This is a genomic window from Paenibacillus sp. PvR098 (assembly GCF_017833255.1).
GTDB lineage: Bacteria > Bacillota > Bacilli > Paenibacillales > NBRC-103111 > Paenibacillus_G.
Window position 1 is genome coordinate 2,677,641 of record NZ_JAFIBU010000001.1, and the last position, 21,578, is coordinate 2,699,218.

Here is a 21,578-nt window from a genome sequence, read left to right on the forward strand (position 1 = left end):
TTCGGCTTGTTTTGTTTTACATAAACAAAATAAAGAAGAAAATGGCGGCCAAAGCAAAACGGTAGTAGGCAAACCATGACAGCTTCAGACGTTTGATCAGATTCAAAAAGGTAACTACCGCAATCATCGCGACGACGAACGCCGCAACCAAGCCTGCGATAAACATCCCTAGGTCATCCATTGCCAAGTGATCTCGGCTCTTATATAGATCAAGAATCGTGGCGGCAAACATGATCGGCACGGAGACAATAAATGTGAATTCCGCAGCAGCTTTCTGGCTCGTTCCGAGCAGCATGCCCCCGGAGATAGTAGAGCCTGATCTCGAAAAGCCGGGCCACAGCGCAAGGCATTGAAACACTCCGATCCCAAACGCCTGCTTATACGTAATGTCGTCCACGTTCTCTGCCGTTACCCTTCTCCTGGATTTTTCAGCCACGATCATCAGAATACCTCCGGCGACCAAGCCGATCAATACGGTTTCGGGTCCGAATAAATATTTCTTAATTAAGCTGTGCAGAGCGAGACCGATGACAACCGCTGGAGCCATCGCGAGGGCCACATGAACAATGTTGACACGACGTTCCTGCATGAAACCCGGTTTGATACGCAGCATGCCAAAAAAACGGCGCCAGTATAATACGAACACGGCCAGCACCGCTCCAAGCTGTATGACGATTTCGAACGTTTTGGCCTTCTCGCCCGTAAAGCCGAGCAAATGAGCCGTAAGAATCATATGCCCCGTTGACGATACGGGTAAAAATTCCGTTAAGCCTTCTACAATCCCCATAATGATGGCGATCAGTATATCACTCAATGTTCTCCCTCTCTCCTGTCTCTACTTCTTACAAACTCCATTATAGTTGATTCCCCTAGAAAGATAAAAGCGAACAAAGACGGATATTCGTGGAAAATACCGTGGCACTTCCGGGTGTTTGCCTAATGCAAAGGTAGGTCGGTGCGCATAAAGTATGTATGAATACCTATAAACTCTGTAAAAGGAGAATTGAGTTCATGGCCTACCGAATCATCGTCGACCTGTCAACCCGTCAGCTGCACTTGTTGAATGACAACATCGTCGTCCATTCCTATCCTGTTGCCATCGGAAAAATATTGACGCAATCTCCTGTCGGAGAATATACCATCATCAATAAGGCCCCGAACCCCGGCGGCCCTTTCGGAGCGTTCTGGATGGGCTTGTCGAGACCCCATTACGGGATTCACGGCACAAATAATCCGGCGTCTATCGGCCAAGCCGTCTCTCACGGCTGCATTCGTATGTACAACTCGGACGTTCTCGCTTTAGCCCGGCTCGTTCCGATCGGGACGCGGGTCACGATCAGGGTTTAACCTGCCTTGGCAGCCTGTCTGTTCATTTAATAGCCTTGCTTCGGATTCACCAAATTTATCGGCAGTCGGCAACCTTCTTCGATCATGGTCAGCGTATCGATGAAGCTCTGCATCGCTTCTTCCGGTGTGGTGACCGCAGAGATATGGGGCGTGATCACTATTCCCTGTTCGTTCCAGAGCGGCGATTCCGCGGGAAGAGGCTCCTCTGCGAACACATCGAGCACAGCGAGCCTAACGTGCCCTTCCTTCACTGCGGCTATCAAAGCATCTTCTCGTACCGAGGCCCCTCGGCCAACATTAATAAAGCCGCAGTGCCGCAGTGTGTAGAATAAGTCGGCATCGAACAAGCCTATCGTATCCATTGTGAGAGGCAGCGTGTTGATCACCCAGTCGGCTTCGGATAATACTTCACTGTTCTCTTTCCAAGCCACATTTTGCGCAAAAAACGGCTGCTTGGTTCCGCTTCGGGATACTCCGCTTACGATCACTCCAAACGCGCTTAAGGTTCGAGCGATTTCTTGACCAATCTCCCCTGTGCCGCAAATGACAACCTTTTGCCCGCTCAGAGGCTTGGGCGTCAACGGGTTCCACTTCCTTTGTTCAGCGTTATGCCTAAGCTCCTTATGGACCTGCAGCTCCGATAGCATATAGCTCAAGCAGTACTCGCTGATTTTCCTTCCGAACGGACCTGTAGTTCGAGTGAGCAGCACATCCTCCTTCCACTCCCGCCCGTGCAGGAAGGCGTCCACCCCCGCACCCATCGCATGTACCCATTGCAAATGGCCGAACCGAAAGTTCACGGTCGGTTTGAACGCCACATAGGCATCCGCCCAAACGAAGTCGGCTTCGCTCACTTCATGATCAGGTAGAAATCGGAATTCCTTGTCGCTGCGGCCAGCCATCAAGCGCTTCATCTCTTCGTACAGACGACCGGTTACTAAAATCTTGTGTATTTTCATATCGTTGTTCACCCATATTGTTTTTTTGTCATCATGCTGTCCTCTGATTAGCAACATAATCACAAACTGCGGCCCCTGTCAACCGAGTTGACAGTAAAGAGTAATGCGAGTGAACAACCCAAAGGGCTTGACCTCTCCATAAGAGGTAACAAGCCCTTTGGTTTTTACCGCCTGCGTCGGTTCTTGGCCGCGAGCAACCGGTTCATCGTTTCCGTGCTGCGGTCCGTTTCCTTTGGGGCAGACGACGTAGGCTTACCGGCTTCTACCGATGGTATCTCTGTCGCTTCGACCGTCACCGTCACTGCATCCTGCTCCAGCAGCGATAAGCCGCCGGGGGACCGAACGGCAGCTGGCTCGCTTGCGTCTGTTCCCCGGTAGAACGCGCCGACCTTGCGCTTGCGATCCCGCAGACGTTCCATCGCAGCTTCCGCGGCAGGCACCTTCGGCGGAGCACTCCCGCGCCGCAGTACATTCGGCAGTGCGGCAAGGCGCTCCAACGGCAGGGACAGACGGCGCACGGCGATGTCCAGCACCCAGAGAAGCACAGCTAAGATCAGCAGTGAGCGCGTCAGATCGTGCAGCTGCTTCTTCTGCACGACCTCCCTTTGGAACACTTCTTCGGGGCGATCCATGCTGAGTATTCTGCCGCCTGTCATGTCGGCCAACTGCTGCAATTTGGCCGTCGGGTCGCCCGAGCTAGTGCCGATGCGGTACTCCGGCGAATAGGGCAGCACGAAGCCCGTGGTAAAGCTGCCGATGGTGCGGCTTGGATCCTGCTCATCCAGCATGTCGATATTCATCAGGAAGACGCCCGGCTTGGAGATGTCCATCCTTGCCTCGTACTTTCCCGGAGCGGTCGGCGTTACCTGCAGCGACTCGGTTTGCAGCGTTTCATCTGTTACGGATGCGCGAAGCTCGCCTTTGAAATCGGCTGCATGACTTTTCATGTCTATCTTCACTTCACTGCCGTTCAACTGAGTCGTCAGCTCGAGCGGCATGTCTTGAAACTGCGGAAACGTCCATTTGACGATCTGGCTAAATACCTGCGGGAATGCATCCCACGCTACCCAATCGCGCGACCATTTACCCGTGACATCGCTCGTCCAAGCGACCGTACGCCCCGATCCATACTGCCAACGGGCGAGCAGAGGATCCGGCTCCGGACTCACCAGAGCCACCTCTGCCGTTTGCTTCGCCGTCGCGGCTACGTAAGCGTTGATTTGAGGCACTCCTCTTCCGAATAGCGCCCCCCAATCCCCCGGCTGGCCTAATGAGGGCACAAACGGCTGATCCACGATATACGTTCGCGACATCATGACTGCCTCCCGGCTGAAAATCGCCGGTATCGTACTCTGATCGTTCGTGTAGTAAAACCGTCCCTTGGCCAGCTTGGCGATCGTCTCAAGAAGCGCCACGTCCGCCCCTTCTCCAACGGCTACAGAAGACAGCGTCATGTTGTTTTCGACCATGCTCGCTGCAAGCTGCTCATAACTTTGGTTCGTAGAAGACTGACCGTCCGTAAGCAGTATGATATGCTTGCGCTGTGCCTCTACCTTGAGCAGCTGCTGGTAAGCGTCCTGCACGGCCGTATAAACTTCCGTCCCTCCGGCCGGTTGTATGGATTGAATTTGGTTCAGCACTTTTTTCTTATCCGTTAGCTTCTGCGGCTCCACGACCCACCAAGGCGTGGAATCGAAGGCGACAACTCCCACGCTGTCCTTCTCCCGCATCAGCTCGACCGTCCGCATAGCGGCCTCCTTGGCAAGCTCCATTTTGCCGCCGTCCATACTCCCGGACCGGTCGATGACAAGAATAAGACCAAGCGAAGGGATTTCCCGTTTGCCCTCCAGCTCCATCGACACGGGAAGCGCTCGTTCGATCGGTGTTTTGAAATAGCCTCCCATGCCGTAACTGTCCTCGCCGCCAGCCATCACCATACCGATGCCGTGATCTTTGACCGCTTTCTCGATCATCTCCATTTGTAAACCCGACATCCGCGTAGCGGAGACGTTATTCAAAATGATGCTGTCATACCCGGTATAATCCGCCATCTCGAGCGGAAGCATCTCGGGCGCAATCGTTTCGTAACCGATCAGGCCGGAAGCCATGACCGATTCCAGGTTGCCGGAGGAACCCGTCGCTCCTTCCACGATCAGCACCTTCGGAGGGCCGCTCACCCGACTGAACGCATAGCCGGCATTGTTCACCGCCTGCTCATCGCCCTCAAAATAGATCTCAGCCCGATACCGATGAAAGCCCGGTTCCTTGGCCAAGCCCTGCAACGCAAAACGGTTGTCTCCCCGTTCTACAGACACGCTTTGCCTCGTCAGCTCCCGGTTATCCTCGTATACCCGCAGCTCACCTGTGCCGGCAAAGGTACTGGAAAGCTGTACTTCCAACGCATACTTTTCCGCTTGATACAGCTTCTCCGGCAGCTTGAGGCTTTCGATGGCCACATCTTTGCGCGCGGGTGCCGGAATGGGCAGTACATCGACGGCAATCCCCTTATCCTTCAATAGCTCCCCTTGGCGCAGCAGGTCGCCGGCATTCTCCCGTCCGTCCGTAATCAAAACGATGCGCGACGCTGCTTCCTCAGGCAGCAACCCTGCCGCCAGCTGCATGCCCTGCGCCATGTTCGTAAACTGCCGGTTCACTTCGCTGGAGAACGAGAACTGCCTCAAATCTTGTAAAGAGAGGGTACGCTCAACAGCGGCGTTACCGCCGGCAGAGATGACGCCGACTTGATCTTGATCCTCTCTGGCTTCGGCAGATGCCTGCAGCCATTGCTCATAAGACTGGCTTCCTGCAGGCATACTGTCCGAGCGGTCCACGAGGTAAAACACGGCTTGCCGATCCAGCGTCACGAACCACTGCATACCGGATAGCGCGGCAACAAGCAGCAGAAGGAGAAGCGTCCGCAGACCTACCGCCAGCCGCTTACGGCCGCCTTCCATACGAAGCTTGGAGCGCCAGGCCCATACGGCAAAGCCCGCGAGCGGAATCAGCAGCAGCAAAAACCAAGGCTCACGAAACTGAATTCCCACGGTGATACACCCCCCATTCTGCCACAACGATCAGCGTAACCAATGCAATAATCCATGGAAGCAGCGGATAGGGCGACTCTCCCTCACGTTCTTCAAGCTGAACCTGGGACCCGGAATCTCCTGAGCCCAGTGGCTTCAGATTTCCCGCAGTAGGTCTGGCAAACTCCAGTTCCTTACGCTCTGTTATCGCTGACTCTCTTGGATCAGCCGATACCTCCAAATACGTTTTCCGCTCGCCCCCGTCTTCGTCTTTCTCTACAAATTGATACAGCCCCGGCCGATTCGGCACGGTTTGACCGCTGAGGACAGCTCCTTCTGCCTCTTCGGCTGGAACCGGAGATTGCCCTGCAGCTTGCACCTTACCTGTAACCGATCCTGAGGATGCCCCCGTCCCTGCGAGTTCTATCGGCAACCACTGAGCCGATACGGTTTGGGCAGAAACCGGTATGTCCGTCTTCTCCCCCGCAATGACACGTCCTAAGCTTGCACGTTGAGTGCTTCCCAGCCAATCGACCGCATTTTGCACCAGAATCGGAAATTCCGGACGCAGAGGCAGGTCGGACTGCTGCAGATCAAAGGTAAATAGCAAACGCGGCTGCCCATTCTCCAATCCTGCAAAAATTAACGGCTGCAAACCGGCCGATACGATCGGCTCACCCCAAGCCGCTTGATCCTTAGGCTCCACGTGTAAGATTTTGGCGATATGCGTATCCTGAAAACGAATATACTTGGTTACGGGATGCTCGCTGATTTGGTAATCGGCCTGAGGCGGATTTGTTTCCGTCCCTTGATAACCGCTGCGAATGGACCAGACCGGCTTCTCGCGAAGCAGCCGCTGCCAAGCCTCTCCGGTAATGGCGCCGCTTTGCAGCCGATCCAGAACGACCAGGTCGAACTCGCCTTGGGGTGGCGCTGTCATCCCTTCCGCCTGTACTTTAATAACCTCTGCCCGTGCGAGCTGCAGCGCTTTTTCCAGAAACAAATTCCCTTCAGTCAGCAGAAGCACCTTGCGGTTTTGGTCACCGGACAAGAAAGCAAACGCTTCGTTATCTGCCGCATAATCGTCTTTGGCTTCCATCGACAGCTTGTAAACATCCGAGCTTCGTATATTGTCAAAATGGAGCGTTCTCTGCTCGCCCGGTTCGAGCCGGATCCGTGCCGTTTCCGCTGCAGCGCTATCCGCATACAGCGTAACGTCAGTTTCCAGGATCGAGTTTCCCGTGTTTTTTAAAGCGGCAACACCGTTAGCAACTGAGCCTGCGGCTGCTCCGTTCCTGACGCCGAACTGTACGATCGCAATATTGTTCAACGGGGCATCCCCAACAGGTTCCACCCGGACTGGCACACGGAATGTCAGCCCTTCCGTTCCATCACTCCATCCTGCATCCGTTAGCACGCGAATTTCCGCGTCCGTATCGTCCTGCGTCAAAGCCGCCGCCAGGGACATCGTTTCCTTGTAAGCGGTTCTTCCATAGGAAGGCTCCACACTCTGTAAAGCAGCCAATACCGAATCCGTCTTTCTTTCCCGCGATACCAGCACCTCCGGCTGTCCGCCCATCGAGATGACCGTGACAGCACTGCCGGACGCTTCGCCCTGGACTACATCGGCCGCCATGCGCTTGGCCAGTTCGAGTCTTGTCAGCTTCTGCTGCGAGTCCTCTGGATCGGGGGTGAGCGCATCCATGCTGGCCGACCGGTCCAGCACGAGCACGAGGTGCCCTTTCACGCCGCTTTTGGCCCATACCCACGGCTGCATCAGCGCAAGCACCAGCAGCACTGCAATGAGAAGCTGCAGAATCAGCAGCAGCTGATTGCGCAGCCGCTGCCAAGGACGGTTCGCTTCAAGGTTACGCAGCACCCGGTTCCACAGAAGATGGCTCGGCACCTCGGTATCGACATATTTGCGTTTAAGTAAATACATCAGAACGATAGCAGGCAGCGTCAAGCCAAACCATAGGCTGACAAGCGATTGAAACTGCATCTGGTTGTCACCTCCATTCGCGATGTTGATCTTTATGGGTATAAAGCGTCACTGGGAGCCGCCTGCTCTGAACAATTTACAGCAACAGTCCGTTCACCCGAAGCGAGCGCTGAACGGTATCGGCTACCGGGACGTCGGTCGTCGCAAGCAGGTAGATCATCCCCCGCTCATGGCAAAATCGCCGCAAGCTCTGCGTATACTGTCTGACCGCTGAACGGTACGCTTCGATCACCCTGCCGGTGACGGCCACCTCTTTGCCCGTACCGAACTCACTGTCAATCAGCCTTAGATCCCCGGACAACACGGGTCGTACTTCTTCCTCCGAGAGCACCTGAACGACGACAACCTCTTGACGGGCCGCGAGCAGGAAGCTTAACGTCTCTTCAATCCCGGTTTCATACAAAAAATCGGAGAATATCCACGTCATCCCTGGCTGCCGGGGAATGGCTCCCGACTTCATTACAGCATCAGCTATATCTCCTCCAGATACCGCTTCCGCCTCTGACAAAAACTGGAATAGACGATGTGCGGAGCCTTTGCCCCTCAGCATCGGGAGCTCCCGTTCGACCCGGTCACTGAACAGGCGCGCGCTCACCCGGTCATAGCCGGACAACGCAATGAAGCCCACACAAGCCGCCAGCTGCTGAGCATACAACAGCTTGTTCCTCGCAGCATCATCCTTCGGAAAGCCCATCGAACGCGAGACGTCGATATACAAGTTCACCTGCAGCTCCTGTTCATCCATGAACTGCTTGATGAACGGCTTGCCTGTACGGGCGTATGCGCCCCAATCGAACCGGCGGATGTCGTCGCCCGGCGCGTACATGCGGTAATCGGCAAACTCCAGCGAGGCGCCGAGCTGCTTGGAGCCCCGTTTGCCCTGCATCGTACCTCGGATGCGCCGCTTGGCTGCTAGCGACATCTGCTCGAGCCGCAGCAGCAGCTTCGGATCGAGCCCTAAATTCGGCGCGCTCATCTTCGTTTCTCCATTGCGGTCAAGATATCCTCAATCACCGCATCGGTCCCCACACCCAACGCCTGTCCTTCAAAGTTCAGGAAGATCCGGTGGCGAAGCGCCGGAACGGCCACCTTCTGAATATCGTTGACCGACACGTGCAGCCTCCCCGCAATCAGCGCCCTTACCTTCGCCACAGAAATGATCGACTGCAGACCACGCGGTCCGGAGCCGAAACGCACATATTGTTTGACCGAATCCGGTACGTCCTGCTCTCCCGGATGTGTCATCATCATCAGTTGAACGGCGTAATCCAGCACATCCTCAGCTAACAATATTTCTTTGGCGCCCTGCTGTATGGCAGACAAGGCAGCGGCATCCGCCGTTTTCTCCGCCGTGGTTTCCTGCGAAGCCGTTGTACGCCGAACGATTTCCTTCAGCTCGTCCCGGGAAGGGTATGAGACGTTGATCTTCAGCAGAAACCGGTCGAGCTGCGCTTCAGGCAAAGGATAAGTGCCTTCGTTCTCCAGCGGATTCTGTGTCGCCAGCACGAAGAACGGCTTCGGAAGCCGATGCGTCTCCGTTCCGATCGTCACGGTCTTCTCCTGCATCGCTTCCAGCAGCGCGCTCTGCGTCTTGGGGGTCGCCCGGTTAATCTCGTCAGCCAGAACCAGATTGCCGAAAATCGGACCCGGCTGGAACTGGTAAGATGTCTCCCCCTTCAAACCAAACTGGATCACATTCGTTCCGGTAATGTCGGACGGCATCAGATCCGGCGTAAACTGAATGCGCGAAAAACTCATATCGAGCGCATCGGCAACGGTACGGACCAGCATCGTTTTGCCGAGTCCCGGTATCCCTTCGAGCAAAGCGTGCCCCCCTGCAAAAATGCACCACAGCAGCTGCTCCACCACATCCTGCTGACCGACGATCACGCGGCCGATCTGTTCCTTCACCGCAGCGATCGCAGCCCCCCACTCTTCGACTTGCTCTCTCGTTTCTATCATGAACGGTTCCTCCCCTTGCCTGTGCCCCTTTCATCCATCAAGGGTTCGGCTGAATCTCCGTAAAATAATCCCGAACTAAATTTTGCATATTCTGAGGCAGCGGATGGCGATCTAAAGCACTCTTCGCCTCTGTCGCATAGTCGGAATACACTTCCTCGTAAGGCCTTGACGTTCCGTCGATCATCGGCGAAGGGCCTCCCTTCTGCAGCTCTCCTCCGCCACCTGTCGTAGGGCCTTGGTCGGACTGTACGTTGCCCGAGCCTTCCAAACCGCGGGGCGTTGCCACCAGGTTGCGGTGCCCATTGCCGACACCGCCCTGCAGGCCGCCCGTGCCGCCTCCACTGCCACCACCGGCTCCTGCTCCTGCACCGGCTCCCGCACCTGCACCTGCGCCAGCACCTGGGCCTGGACCAGCTACAGCACCTGCACCTGGCTGCGCACCGCTTGGGCTCGCGGGTGCTCCGGCTGCGGTCAGCGCGCTTGCGAGGCCGCCCGGCGCCCATGCCCCAGGCAGCGCTGCCCCCTGCGCCGCGAGCTGCCCCGCCATCGGCAGGCCGAGCTGCGCGATGCCGGCCGCCTGCTGCGCCGATGCAGCGAGCTGCGCTGCATTCTGCTGCAGCTGCTTCATCGCCTCGGCGAGCTGCTGCTCCAGCTGCTTCAGCTGCTCTTCCAGCAGCTTCGGATCCACCGCCGCGCCTTCAGCTGACGCTTTCGCATTCGCCTTTAGCTCGGCTGCCGCCCGCTCCATTGCTTCCCGCAGCTGCTTCTCCGTCTCCACATCCGGATTCGACGCCAAAGAGGCCAACTTCTCCAGCTGCTCCGCAAGCGCCTCCTTCTGCTCAGGCGTGAGCTTCAACATCTGGCTCTGCAGCTGCTCTATGGATTTGCTCAGCGCATTCTCATCCATCTGCCGCAGGCTCTCGCCGATATCCTGCAGCATCGGCTCCTGCTTCATCCGCTCCGCCCACTCCTCGGCCTGCGCCTGCTGTTTTTCGAGCTCCTGCGCTTCAACATCCGCTTCCTTCATCGCTTTCTCCATCTCTTCAAGCGCTTCCGAAGCCGTCTTGCTTTGCTCAAGTCCCTCCTCCAGCCGTTTCAGGCTATCCCCCAGCGCTTCCTTGCCTTCGGGAGAAAGCTCCTCGGGAATGTCCGCCTTCAGCTCCTCCACCTTTTGCTCCTGCTCATCTACCCACTGGGCTTCCTCTTGTCTCTGGGCCACAACACTGTCCATCGGACTGGGCATAGCAACCGCAATGACCATCGCAGCCACGCTCCCCGCCGCAATCCACAGCCTTCTCCGAAGCAGGGGGCTAAGCTCCCATTTCGGTACTTGCGATGCATACGCTTCCGCGTACCGAATCGCGCCTTCGCGCTGCATCCGTACGATCGGCTTATCTTCGTGCAGGTATTCCAGCGCGGTTCGCACCGCGTCGTCCCCGCCCGAAGCGTCCACCGCCTCGGCCGCGATCTCCGGCGTTACTCTGCGCAGCAGGAGCACGTAGACGACGCCTGCCGCCATCCCTACCGGTACCATCGCTGCCGCGATCACCCGGTAGTAAGCTACCGGCAGCATCCAAGCGGCCACCGCCAGCAGAAGGCCCGCCACGGCGCCGACAATCGCCCCGAGCAAGCCCGTCTCGGCTGTACGCAGCCACTGCAAGCGAAGCCTGACCGGCCTCAGCAGCTCCAACAAACGCCTTCCGTCCATCCTGCCGCCTCCTTACTTTCCTCGTTTTTTGAGCACCGGACGAATATACCGGATGCTGATCAAAAGCGCCGCTGCCGCCAGCACGGCATAGACCAAAACAAACTCTTGCCAGAGCTCGATCGGAGGGTTCTGATTCACTGAATGGTTATTCCGCGTATTAAACGCCTCCCGTGAAATGTCCGGTTCAAACAAGCTGAGGAGCGCCGCCACCGGATTTAATCCAAGCACGTAGCCGATCCAGGAATAAGCGTACGTGCTTCCTTGATAAACCTGTCTCATCACGCCTTGAAGAAACAGGAACAGCAGCCCCGTAGCCCCGAAAATAAACATCGTAAAACCATACGTTACGATAACGGAAACCATCGTCCGCTTGAAAAGCGTGGAGAACATCACACCAAATGCCCCAAGCACGAACATCATGAACACATAGAACAAAAAGACAAGCGCCAGCTGTTTCGGCGAAATGCCTCCAAACAGGAAAACGATGCTGTACACCGGCAGCGTCGCCAGAATGACAAGCAGCATAAAGCTGAGCGAGGAGACCAGCTTGCTTAAAATGATCGTAGCCGAACTTTGCTGTGTCGTGAGCAGAATACTCAGCGTCTGCTTCTCCCTCTCCCCGCTGATCACGCCTGCGGTTAAGCCCGGTGTCATGAAAGCGATAAGGACAAGCTGCGCCACGCTCAATACATAGAACATCTCCCGGCTCTGGTTCGGATTGAACCCGACAGGTCCGCCGTTAAAGCCGCCCACATTCAAATAAATGAAACCCAGCGCCACGAGTCCGATCGTCAGCAGGTAAAACATAAGCGCGAGCGGCGAACGAAACGTTCTCATCCGTAAACGAAATTCTTTGTCCAATACAGGGTTGATCAGCTTGCTCTGCCAAGACATCCGTTCCATCATGTCGCGCCCCCTCCCTTGGTAATTTCCAGGAACACATCTTCCAGATTCGTTTTCGCCTCACTGAACGACACGATACGAAAGCCCTTCGCCATCAAAGTACCAAGGAGCTTCGCCTGCTCTTCATCCTGTCCGCCGAAATGCGCGTGTACGCCTTGTTCATCCTCCAGCACCATAGAGACATGCGGTTGGTCACGCAAAAATTCTGCGGCTTCCTTCTCTCCGTCCATGAGCCGGATATGCAGCATCCGCTTGGCCCGCATCCGGTTCTGGATGTCCTGCACCTTGCCCTTGGCTATCAGCTCGCCGTGCTCGATGACGCCAATCTCGTCAACCATCTCCGCAAGCTCCGGTAAAATGTGCGACGAGATCAGGATCGTTTTGCCCATCGATTTCAGCTCTTTTAAAATCTCCCTCATCTCAATACGAGCCCGGGGGTCCAGCCCCGATGCCGGCTCGTCAAGGATCAGCAGCTCCGGGTCATGAACGAGGCACCGCGCCAGACACAGCCTCTGCTTCATCCCTCTGGACAACGTATCGACGTAAAAATCCGCTTTGTCCGTCAAATTCACGAGTTCGAGCAGCTGCGGAATCATTCTTTCCCGCTCCGCTCGGGGAATCCCGTAGCTTGCACCGTAAAAATGTAAATACTCGGTCGTCTTAAATTGATCGTACACGCCGAAGAAATCCGGCATATAGCCGATCAGCTTACGCACTTCCTTAGGATGCTGCGTGACCTCGTAGCCTCCGACCTTCGCCGTCCCGGATGTTGGTGCCAGCAGCGTCGCCAGGATCGACATCGTCGTCGATTTACCCGCGCCGTTCGGTCCGACAAATCCAAACACCGATCCTTTGGCAACCGTCATGTTCATCGATTTCAATGCTGTGAAGCTGCCATAGGTTTTGATTAAGTTCTCAATCTCGATCATTGGGGCCGTCATCGTTTCACCTTTCCTTCCAAAGCCACTTGCGGATAGCGGAAGCCTAGATCCTGCATCACCGTTGCCTTCAGCCGAATTGTCCGGCCTCCGATGAGCACATCGTTCTGCCGGCCGTCCTGGAGCACGAACACGGCGCGCAAATCAAGAGGATCCCAATCTTTCTTTGTTTCGTTCCATATTTGAAGCGATAAAAAAGGCGGTAAAGCTCCTACGCTCTGTATGCGAAGCGTATCGTATTCCGCTCCTTGAATGACAGGCAGCTTGTATTCAAACGTGAAATCACCGCTGCTGACATACATGTTGCCATCCGGCTCGGTATGCATCTGCTGCAGATTGTTCTGTACCATGGAAGGATTCAAGTATCCGTAAGGAATAGAAATTTGATCTCCCTGTACGACTTGAAACTCCACTTCCTGCACCCACATATTCAGTTGATCGGATTGTGTCTTTTTCCCATTGACCTGGTATAACGACTCTTCGTCCTTACTCCAGCCGATCACCATCGCTTCGCCGCCTTTCCCGGCATTCCCTAGTCTGTTCATGTAGGAGTTAACCATTTGCCGCTCCCGGTTAAATTCATCCTGTCTTGCATGATGCGTGAAGGGAAACATGATTTGGCCATAATCCACATAGCCTTGAGGCATCGTATTGACACTCCCGCTAATCGCTCGTTTCTCCCCCGCCTTCAAATCGCCTATGGCAAACAGCTGACGGTTATAGAATACATTGACGTTCGTTAGGTCCGATTTCGTTTGGTTCGTTACCTCGCCCTTGATCCCGTTATTGTTGATGCTTGCCACTACTTCAAATTTGCCTAGCGGCTCGCTTTCCGCATGCTCAATCAGCGCCTTCCGGACAGACCAGTAAGGAACATCCGTCCATGCTAAACGCGTGGCTTCCGGCTCCATGAATAAATATTGATCGGTTGTTCCAGCCAATTGGCCATTCTGATTCATCGATCCCCTACGATCATTGAAAGACACCACTTGGGCCGATTTCGGCAGTTGCAGCTCGTAAGTCCCGCCGCTCGGAACGAATACCGCCGTTGCCGCACTCCGCGTGCCTTGGCCGCTCCCGCTAAGCTCCAGCGTATTGAGCGTATGAGTCATGATCGAGCTTTTGTCTGAGGCGCCTGCGGCAAAAATACCAAGGCTGGACACGATCGAAAGGACGGGAATAACGACCCAGGCCCATTCCCGTTTATCCATTTTTTTCAGCAATATATATAGCAGCGGGGCCGCCAACAAGACGTATACCAGGAATAGAGTCAGCAATAAAAAGAACGATGGCGGGTTCATGGACGGGAAAAAATCTAGAATATACTGCAGATCCCAATACCGGTTCATCATATGGTTTTGGCCACCATTCTTGGGATTCGAGGCCACCAGTTGAGGCTGAAGCACCTGCTCCCAGAGCACCGCATTGCCTGTCCACGAAGCCAGCGGCTGCAAGGCTAAATCATAGCCCACATACCAAACTCGGCCTTTCTCCACTTCTCTCTGAACAAGAAGCGGAACCTGGCCTTCCTGTGCCAGCACATCCCCGGACTTCACTGCGGCCGAGGACACGGTGAACGGTTCGGTCAGTTTCAACTCTTTGGCCGCCAAGCTCTCAAAGGAGGTCAGCTGGCTCAAAGAGGCCGTACCTTGATAAGTGACCGGCGAGAGGCTTTCGAACGCTTTGGCGGTCTTGGAGTATCCCGCACCTCCGGCCAAAATTAAGCTTCCTCCTCTAGCTACCCAGCCATGAATGGCCTGTACCTGCTCCGGTCCAAGCTGATCTGAAGCAACGTCGTTCATTGCAATCACGTCAAGACTGTCAAGCATCATCGTTTCCGTCGGCAGGTCCGCGATATCCAAGTGGGATACACTCACGTCATAGCCCTGCGTATTCAAAAGAGATAAAAAATTCAGCGTATCCGGGTCGCGTGCCAGTACCCCTACCTGAGTGGAACGCATGACGGTTGTTTCAATATAATCATTGCCTTTCGCAATCGGCACTAATGTCCCGCCGTCAGACGAGCCCTGGTAGAGCTTCACCACATTATTGCGGTTGTTCAGCGCCATGCCCGGCAGCGACATCCATACCGACTTCGTGCTTTGCTTCGGCAGCTCGATATGCTTCACATAGGTGATATCCTTGCCTCCGGATGGATTTACCATTTGCACGACTAAATCACCGCTGATATCCTCCGAAGGACTGGTCAGCGTGAATTTTACAGGAAACCATCGTCCTTCTTTGGTCTTTCCGTCGATGCCTGCCTGAATTTGCAGCTCCACACCGGAAGACACCGGCGCTGCGCCGACCGTGCCTGCCAAGGCTTGAATGGCAACGCAGAGCGCAAGCAGCAGGGGGAGCAGCCATCGGACCACCCTCGTTCTTTCTATCTGAAACCCTTCCATTGTGAGATCCTCCTAAGCGTTGTAATATCCACATAAATCTTATGACGAAAATGCTCTTTTAAAGGTTGCTCTTATAAAGGGGAAATTGGAATCTTGCTGGTAATCCCTCCTTTTTTTCAATACTATGGATTTGAGGAGTGAGGTCATGAGTGTAAGATACTTGTTTCATCTATTGACGAGCATACGGAACGGTACCCCTGCAGCTGCAAAAGATTACCACATGCCGGAGAAGCAATTTCGCGATACGTTAAGCTTTTTTGAAAAGCAAGGTTACCTGGAGCCTAACCGCAGGCATCCGTTAAGCCCTATAAGTAATGGCCATATCCTTACGTCCAAAGGCATGAAATTCCTGGAGGAACATAAGCATCTGGAGAGCGAGATGCCCTTGGAGAAAGGACAGATTCCTCACTGGGTCCGGTTCCAGGGGAGAACTTACATCGCACCGGGAAAAGCCGTAAAGGTGACGGCACCGGTAACAGGTGCCCACAGTTATGCGGATTGGGCCCGTTCACTGACGGCATGCTACGAAGCATGCCTTGCCCAAGGCAGACAAAGCCAGCTGATGATCGGGAACAGAGCAACAAATAATCAAATTCGCGCCGTTGAATCCAAGCTCGGCAAACGGCTTCCGGAATCGCTCCGCAGCGTGATTAGCGGCTTCTCGAAACAGGTGAATTTTCATTGGTTCCTGCATGAGTCAGAAAAGCCCCTTGTCTTGCGAACCCATGCCCAAACCTATCGAAGCGACAACGAAAACGTACCTGAATTCAAGGAACGGCACATCGACAGCGGCGGCTATTTGGATGGCGGGCTGTGGGATCTGGATCAACTGGAGGCCTTGGAGCATATCAGAGAGGACCTCGACTACCTTGACGAAGAAGGCGGAAGAACCTACTGGGCTGACTCGCTGCTGTTCTGCAGACATGGAAACGGAAGCTATTTTGGGATTGACCATACGAGCGGAGAGGTGCTTTACTTGTCTATGGACGGGATCATGCACGGCTGGCGGCTCGGTTACGACTTTGCGGCTTTTATGCACCACTGGATTCACGTGGGCTGTGCCGGGCATTGGGGACAGGACTTTATGTTATTCTCTTCCGCTAGCGCACCATTTGTCGATCATACCAGCGATAACGCTCTGATCGTAAAGCAGCGTCTCGGGCTGCAGCATCTCAAACCGCAATAATTTTGCTAAAATAAATGAAGAGGATTTCCGCTTGCACTGCGGGGCAATTGATGAATTTCGATTTCAATAAGGAGGAAATAACGTTGAAGCAACCAAAAATCGCTATCGTAGGCAGCCTGAACATGGATATTATCGTTTCGATGGAACGTATGCCTCATGCCGGGGAAACCGTAACGGCGCAGCATGTAAGCTATTTACCAGGAGGAAAGGGCGCTAATCAAGCGGTAGGCTGCGCCAAGCTTGGAGCTGATGTATCGATGATTGGAGCGGTAGGCCAAGATGTGTTCGGCAAGCAAATTGTAGGGAAGTTTCAAGAGCTCGGCATCGCAACCAACCGCTTGGAGCAGCTGGAGGATGCTCCCACGGGTATCGCTAGCATCTACCATACTCGCGAGGATAACTGCATTGCTGTCGTGCCCGGTGCCAACGCCTTATGTACGCCGGACCTTGTCTTTGCACATGCACAGGCGATTCGGGAGGCCCGACTGCTCTTGGTACAGTTGGAGGTGCCGCTCCCAACCGTTCAGCATGCTCTTGAGCTTGCTCGTGAGACAGGCATCACTACCGTGCTCAATCCCGCTCCGGCGCGAGTGCTGCCGTCCGAGCTGCTTGCGCTCGCGGATTGGATCACCCCCAACGAATCGGAGTTTGCCCTCTTGTCAGGCGGGAATCCAGGGAGCGAGGCTGAATGGGAAACCGCCCTGCGTGATTTTCAAACCGCAGCCGGCCCCGCCGTTATCGTCACCCGGGGACAAGCTGGCTGCTCTTATTTAGACGATAGCGGACGGATCCGAACGGTACCCGCTCCTACGGTACAGGTGGTGGATACGACCGGCGCCGGAGACGCATTCAACGCGGCATTATGCTGCGGGCTGGCATCAGGCTGGGCATTCGACGAGACCGTCTCGTTTGCCATTCACGCCGCTTCGCTCTCGGTTACGAGGTTCGGCGCCCAAGACGGCATGCCGACCATGGAAGAGGTAAGAAGCAGCATGGAAACTGAAGGTTGAATCGATAGATGAATGACCCTTCTTCTTTTCATCTATCTATCAATCCATCGAGGTATAAAAAATGCTAGATTAGGTCATCCTAAGAGTACATTGAAACGCTCTAAGGAGGCCCGGCATGATGAGAAACAGAGGGTTGATCATGATCATGATCATTGCGACATTGGTGATTTGGAAAGGATTCGATGTCAGCGCGAAGGAAGATTCTGATGCACAATGGCTGCTTTCGTTATCCAATCAAGTCATGGAAGGTAATCAAAAGGTGCTCATCAAGCAATTTAGCCCTTATTCCATTTTTACGAATGAAGACGATTTTGTTAAGACAGCCGCTGAGTTAAGCACAGCTTTCGCTCTGCCCGTAAACGGCCAAATTACCCATGCGGAGGATCATCTGGCATATAAAACGGAGGCATCGATTCATGATGTACGGTTTTCTCTACTCTATATAGGAATGATGCAGGACCGGTCCTCAAGCCTTGTTCTCAGCTTGAAAACAGATAACGACACGGGACTGGCGCATATACTGGAACTTCAGGAAGAGTTAGAGCATACAATGGCAGCCCTCGGCATACCGATCCACTGGAACGTGATGGTGCAGGGGGAGTTACAAGGCGATCATTCTGAAGGCAACAAGTTTCTAGAGTGGCTTCCGGATACGTTGGATGCCAAGGAAGTGGAGCGTTATGCAGATCATGGAACGGTCAGCGTTTCTTATTTTTCGCGTGATCTCCAGACGAGACTACTTACTGGAGACCGACAAATGAACATCCAAGCGGCCGTTCATGAGGATTCGGTCACGGGCAAGCAGAGAGTAACCTTGGGCATCCCCGTCATCACAACGGAATATTAGGCAGTGCGGCTGTATCCAGCATACGGCGGCTGATAAGCGAAAATCGTCTATCCGCTGCCGCCGCCGGCAATCTGGCTCACGTCACGCTGATTTCCAGCTCACAAAGCGTGAACCGACCGCCAACTGTACCCTTCCACGGTTGCTCTAGCAGCCGTGGATTTTAGTATGCTGAAAGACCGCCCCCTATAGGAACGGTCTGCTTCGTCATTCTCTCTAGAGAGCCGGATTATTGCTGTTGATTGGATGAATTCGACGACTTCGACAGAAGATCCATCGACCAGTCTATCATTCCGTTCATCATCGTTAAGATGAGATTGACGGCATCTTCGTCGCTCATCGGTTTGTTGGAGGATTGTTCGGCAATATAATTACTCATCTTTTCTTCCAACTGGCTCGTTAAATCCTTCAGCTTAGAGAAATCTTTGGCCAGTTCAGATATGCCTGAAGCACTAGAACCACCAGAGCCATTGGAGCCATTGGATCTGCCTCCATTAGAACCACTGGAACCACTGCTCTGCGAATGGCCTCCGCCGGCGTTCTGGGAATTTTGGTTTGAGGAATTCTGTCCTTGATTCCTCATTTGCTGCTTCAACATTGCCTTGATTTGTTCCAGTTCTTCCGTCAAATACTGGTTTTGCTCGGTTAATTGATCCATCTGACCTTTTAGCTCGCGGTTACTGATCATCGTCAGGCTCCTAACGTAATTGATGATGCTCTTAACGTAACCAAAATATTATATATTATCCATTTCCTCGGCTTGATTTTCCCGCTGCATCCGTTCAAGCCTCGTACGCACAGGGGCTAAAAAACAGAACGTAATCGCTTAACCGATTACGTCCCCTAATGTCTATCCCATCTACACACGCCTGCGGAGATTCATGATGTTCATAATGGATACGGCAATCCCGCCAATCCGGGTAACGAAGCCTACTACTGGAATCCAACTGACCAATGACAGAACGACATTGATGATCGTCATCATGAGCGTTCCATTAGAGGTCAGTACCGCAATAATCAAGCTGATAACCGCTAGTGGTACGACCCAAGCCCCGGACCAAGCGTATACGAACGGAATCATGCCGATCAAATAACCTACAGCAATGCCGATCTCGGAGATCAGCTGAATGAGGTTTAACGTTCTAGCCGTTTGCGGACTCATAGAACTCACCCTTTCTTTCCATATAGATACAGCCATATTATACAATCTCTATGCCTTACCCGCTACCAGTGTGCATAAAACATCTGTGAAGAGATGCTTATCCGCATCTAGCCAACCGCACCCGACGGTAAAAAGAATAACGAATAACAAAAATTCATATCCTTCCCTTCTTCACATTCATTGAGGTTATTATGCTTCATTCCGGATTTTGTAATGACTCCGTTCCTGACTTCATGATATGAATTCCTGCAAGAAAGGTATCGATCAAGAGCAGGAGACTCACATTGAGGTCGAGCGGGAGCCCGAATCCTCCCCGCTGCTCGAGTGAAGCGAAGCCGTGGAGAATGCTTCGCAGTCCGCGCACGGCATGAAGCGCCGCTTCGTCTTCCAAATCGTAGGCGCTCAGCACGCGGACGGCTAGTTCCACGATCTCCGCTCCCGCCCGCTGAATGTCCGGGTCCTGCGGATCAGGCGCGCGAAGAGTAGCTTCGTACAAGCCGGGATGCGCGCGGGCAAAAGAGATATAGGCTTCTGCCAGCGCACGCACCGCATCATCTCCTGCCCTCCCCACCGCAGCGCGGGTCATGACAGAGTGAAGCTGTTCGAGACCGTGGATGGCAAGCTTTTTGCGCAAGCCGTGCAGTCCGTTCACATGATTGTAAAGCGATGGCGAACGAATCTCCAATTTGCCGGCAAGCGAGGCAAGAGTCACTTCATCGATTCCATGTGTATCGGCAAGCTCCACAGCGGCTTGTATAATGGTTTGCAAATCAAGACCCATTCTAGGGGACATAGGGTATGCTCCTTTAGTTCATAGTCTGTTCTAAATTTCGCCGGGCGTCGGCGAGGGCTCGATCCATAGCGGCTTCCGGCTGCTTCAGCATTCGTCCGTGTCCCACCGCCAGCAGCGAAGGACTGTACTCTCTTAGCTTGCGTACACTCTCCAGCGCCACTTGCTTATTCCACGTGGCCATGGCAGGGAATGGGAACCAGGGTCGAAGCTGCCCTGACACCGCGATACCGCCCCTGGTTTGCAAGGCATCGCCTGCGATCAAAGAGCGGGTACGCGTGTCTAGGAAAGCCATCGAGCCCGGCGTATGGCCTGGGGCCGCCACAGCAAGCAGCGAACCGATTCGCTCTCCGTCCTGGAGCTGGACATCCGCCCGCGTTCGGAGTTTACGGGGTACGCCGCCGCGAATCGGGGTATCCGGTTCGTCCGGGTCTAGCGTACGGTCTCCGCCGAGCAGTCGCGCATCCCTCGCCGAAATATACACGGGAACCTCGGGAAGTACTTCTTTGAGCGCGTCGAGTGCACCTACGTGATCCTCATGCGCATGGGTTAATACGATCCGTGTAATCGGCTTACCGATCTGAGCGGCCGCCTGCAAAATTCCCTTCGAGCTGTAAGGCAGTGCAGCATCCACCAACGTCAAGCCTTCATCTTCCTCAACTAAATAACAATTTACCGGAAACCAACGCGGTAGAAAAGTCAATTGGTATATGCTATTTTCCTGAATGATTCGCATGAAAACATCCCTTTTTCACAAAAAAACTAATAACATTAGTTTTAATATAACTAATGTTATTAGTTTTTGCAAGTGCTAATTTTCCAATATCAGGGTTGTTTCATATTAAAAATAAAAAAGAGGCTGCGTCTCACGGACGATAAGCAGCCCCTTCGTCCATCACTCTGTTACTGTTCTTCATCCCACAACCCTGAAACCTCAGGATGCTGCCGGTCCATCATACAGTTCGCACAAACATGAAGATGTTCGTTTAGAGCACTTAATTCCACAGAGTCTTCAACACTTCCGCAAACTTCACAGATCATAGGCATTCCCTTTTCCTCCTGCCATAATTCCAGTATCAGCCATCCAAGCTAGGGTCCGCAGCGGCATTCTCTGTCTTGACTTCAAATCCCAGTTCATGAACAGCTTGCTCAAAATCACGAAAGGATGCCGCTGTTTCGTCATAGAATAATATCGCCTCTTTGCTGCTCAAGCTAATCTCCACCTTTTGTATGCCCCAAACCTCATGAAGGGCCTGAATGACTTTATGGACATCCTCCTGGTCATCCATTCCTTGAATGACAATCGTTCTTGCAATCATCTCGACACCCCGTTCAGCAC

Annotated in this window: 20 protein-coding genes; 4 read left to right on the plus strand and 16 right to left on the minus strand. The window is 54.0% G+C overall.

Annotation, left to right across the window (positions count from 1 at the left end; genetic code table 11):
* Window positions 1-16: 16 nt before the first annotated feature.
* Window positions 17-814 carry an undecaprenyl-diphosphate phosphatase gene (bacA, locus tag JOE45_RS13275; RefSeq protein WP_210019760.1) on the minus strand — a complete coding sequence of 266 codons (798 nt, stop codon included), beginning with the start codon at window positions 812-814 and terminating at the stop codon, window positions 17-19.
* A 197-nt stretch (window positions 815-1,011) separates the two neighbouring features.
* Between bacA and JOE45_RS13280 the strand changes: the two genes are divergently transcribed.
* Window positions 1,012-1,347 (plus strand): L,D-transpeptidase, encoded by a 336-nt coding sequence (locus tag JOE45_RS13280; RefSeq protein WP_210019759.1) that lies wholly within the window; start codon window positions 1,012-1,014, stop codon window positions 1,345-1,347.
* Between the two features lie 26 nt (window positions 1,348-1,373).
* Here JOE45_RS13280 and JOE45_RS13285 read toward each other — a convergent pair whose 3' ends face one another.
* The 9 genes from JOE45_RS13285 to JOE45_RS13325 all read right to left on the minus strand — a co-directional run bounded on the left by JOE45_RS13285 (window position 1,374) and on the right by JOE45_RS13325 (window position 15,247).
* A complete protein-coding gene (locus tag JOE45_RS13285; protein WP_210023307.1) occupies window positions 1,374-2,306 on the minus strand; it encodes a D-2-hydroxyacid dehydrogenase in 933 nt (310 codons plus the stop codon).
* Window positions 2,307-2,470: 164 nt separating this feature from the next.
* Window positions 2,471-5,350 (minus strand): VWA domain-containing protein, encoded by a 2,880-nt coding sequence (locus JOE45_RS13290; RefSeq protein WP_210019758.1) that lies wholly within the window; start codon window positions 5,348-5,350, stop codon window positions 2,471-2,473.
* Window positions 5,331-7,331 (minus strand): vWA domain-containing protein, encoded by a 2,001-nt coding sequence (locus JOE45_RS13295; RefSeq protein WP_210019757.1) that lies wholly within the window; start codon window positions 7,329-7,331, stop codon window positions 5,331-5,333. The genes JOE45_RS13290 and JOE45_RS13295 overlap by 20 nt, the downstream gene beginning before the upstream one ends.
* Before the next feature lie 76 nt (window positions 7,332-7,407).
* Window positions 7,408-8,307, minus strand: coding sequence for a DUF58 domain-containing protein (locus tag JOE45_RS13300; protein WP_210019756.1), 900 nt, complete (start codon window positions 8,305-8,307; stop codon window positions 7,408-7,410).
* On the minus strand, window positions 8,304-9,293 hold the full coding sequence (locus tag JOE45_RS13305) for an AAA family ATPase (protein WP_210019755.1): 990 nt from the start codon (window positions 9,291-9,293) through the stop codon (window positions 8,304-8,306). Before JOE45_RS13305 ends, JOE45_RS13300 begins: the two co-directional genes overlap by 4 nt.
* 37 nt (window positions 9,294-9,330) lie before the next feature.
* Window positions 9,331-11,001: a hypothetical protein gene (locus JOE45_RS13310; RefSeq protein ID WP_210019754.1), complete on the minus strand. Its 1,671-nt coding sequence runs from the start codon at window positions 10,999-11,001 to the stop codon at window positions 9,331-9,333.
* A gap of 12 nt (window positions 11,002-11,013) precedes the next feature.
* Window positions 11,014-11,895 carry an ABC transporter permease gene (locus JOE45_RS13315; protein WP_210023306.1) on the minus strand — a complete coding sequence of 294 codons (882 nt, stop codon included), beginning with the start codon at window positions 11,893-11,895 and terminating at the stop codon, window positions 11,014-11,016.
* Between the two features lie 8 nt (window positions 11,896-11,903).
* The gene (locus tag JOE45_RS13320; protein WP_210023305.1) at window positions 11,904-12,833 is read right to left on the minus strand and encodes an ABC transporter ATP-binding protein; all 930 of its coding nucleotides are present in this window, start codon (window positions 12,831-12,833) and stop codon (window positions 11,904-11,906) included.
* An 8-nt stretch (window positions 12,834-12,841) separates the two neighbouring features.
* Window positions 12,842-15,247, minus strand: a complete 2,406-nt coding sequence (locus JOE45_RS13325; protein WP_210019753.1) for a DUF7408 domain-containing protein — start codon at window positions 15,245-15,247, stop codon at window positions 12,842-12,844.
* A 145-nt stretch (window positions 15,248-15,392) separates the two neighbouring features.
* Between JOE45_RS13325 and JOE45_RS13330 the strand changes: the two genes are divergently transcribed.
* The 3 genes from JOE45_RS13330 (at window position 15,393) to JOE45_RS13340 (ending at window position 18,290) form a co-directional block, all read left to right on the plus strand.
* A complete protein-coding gene (locus tag JOE45_RS13330; protein ID WP_210019752.1) occupies window positions 15,393-16,433 on the plus strand; it encodes an SMI1/KNR4 family protein in 1,041 nt (346 codons plus the stop codon).
* Window positions 16,434-16,516: 83 nt separating this feature from the next.
* Window positions 16,517-17,443, plus strand: coding sequence for a ribokinase (gene rbsK, locus JOE45_RS13335; protein ID WP_245246959.1), 927 nt, complete (start codon window positions 16,517-16,519; stop codon window positions 17,441-17,443).
* Window positions 17,444-17,558: 115 nt separating this feature from the next.
* A complete protein-coding gene (locus tag JOE45_RS13340) occupies window positions 17,559-18,290 on the plus strand; it encodes a YwmB family TATA-box binding protein (RefSeq protein WP_210019750.1) in 732 nt (243 codons plus the stop codon).
* A gap of 226 nt (window positions 18,291-18,516) precedes the next feature.
* Here the strand turns inward: JOE45_RS13340 and JOE45_RS13345 are convergent, their stop codons facing one another.
* From JOE45_RS13345 to JOE45_RS13370, 6 genes are all read right to left on the minus strand, one after another.
* Window positions 18,517-18,975 carry a hypothetical protein gene (locus JOE45_RS13345; RefSeq protein WP_210019749.1) on the minus strand — a complete coding sequence of 153 codons (459 nt, stop codon included), beginning with the start codon at window positions 18,973-18,975 and terminating at the stop codon, window positions 18,517-18,519.
* A 171-nt stretch (window positions 18,976-19,146) separates the two neighbouring features.
* Window positions 19,147-19,449 carry a hypothetical protein gene (locus JOE45_RS13350; RefSeq protein WP_210019748.1) on the minus strand — a complete coding sequence of 101 codons (303 nt, stop codon included), beginning with the start codon at window positions 19,447-19,449 and terminating at the stop codon, window positions 19,147-19,149.
* A 196-nt stretch (window positions 19,450-19,645) separates the two neighbouring features.
* Complete coding sequence (locus tag JOE45_RS13355) at window positions 19,646-20,242, minus strand: TetR/AcrR family transcriptional regulator (protein ID WP_210019747.1); 597 nt, start codon at window positions 20,240-20,242, stop codon at window positions 19,646-19,648.
* Window positions 20,243-20,255: 13 nt separating this feature from the next.
* Window positions 20,256-20,975 (minus strand): MBL fold metallo-hydrolase, encoded by a 720-nt coding sequence (locus JOE45_RS13360; protein WP_210019746.1) that lies wholly within the window; start codon window positions 20,973-20,975, stop codon window positions 20,256-20,258.
* A gap of 167 nt (window positions 20,976-21,142) precedes the next feature.
* Window positions 21,143-21,286: a hypothetical protein gene (locus JOE45_RS13365; protein ID WP_210019745.1), complete on the minus strand. Its 144-nt coding sequence runs from the start codon at window positions 21,284-21,286 to the stop codon at window positions 21,143-21,145.
* Between the two features lie 29 nt (window positions 21,287-21,315).
* Window positions 21,316-21,558 (minus strand): heavy-metal-associated domain-containing protein, encoded by a 243-nt coding sequence (locus JOE45_RS13370; RefSeq protein ID WP_210019744.1) that lies wholly within the window; start codon window positions 21,556-21,558, stop codon window positions 21,316-21,318.
* Between the last annotated feature and the right edge of the window lie 20 nt (window positions 21,559-21,578).